The organism is Erwinia sp. PME.40.26/001 (genome assembly GCF_055556675.1).
In genome coordinates this window covers 1-353 of record NZ_JBVHNP010000058.1, presented here as the reverse complement: position 1 = coordinate 353, position 353 = coordinate 1, and the positions used below count along the sequence as shown (strand labels likewise).

General features: G+C 65.7%; 1 protein-coding gene. It reads right to left on the bottom strand.

Going from position 1 to position 353, the window contains the following annotated elements; genetic code table 11:
* Window positions 1–353: penicillin acylase family protein (locus ACZ3HG_RS23215; RefSeq protein ID WP_465334662.1), on the bottom strand; the 353-nt coding region annotated here is incomplete at both ends.

Below are 353 nucleotides of genomic sequence, written 5' to 3'. Positions count from 1 at the left end.
AGCTGGTGTGCGGATTGATCAGCAACAGCGCATGGCCGTCGGTGGTCAGTGCGGGGGCGATGGCGATGCCGTTCGACCCTTGCGGTTCGCGGTAGAGCAGCCCGCGCTCGGCCATGGTCAGCGCCACCTGCCGCTGGCCATAGAACGCCTCGAGCTGGCTCAGCGGTACGCTTTCGATGTCGCCGCCGATGCTGCCTTCGGAAAAGCTCAGCGCCATCCACGGTTCGAACCGGGTCAGCACCCTGGGTTTCACTTGCGGATGGTCGGCAAGGTAGGCGTTGAGGCCGGCCGCCCAGGCATCCATCAGCTTGCGCAGCCATGCGGGGCTTTTGGCATAGTCGGCCTTGAGCGCC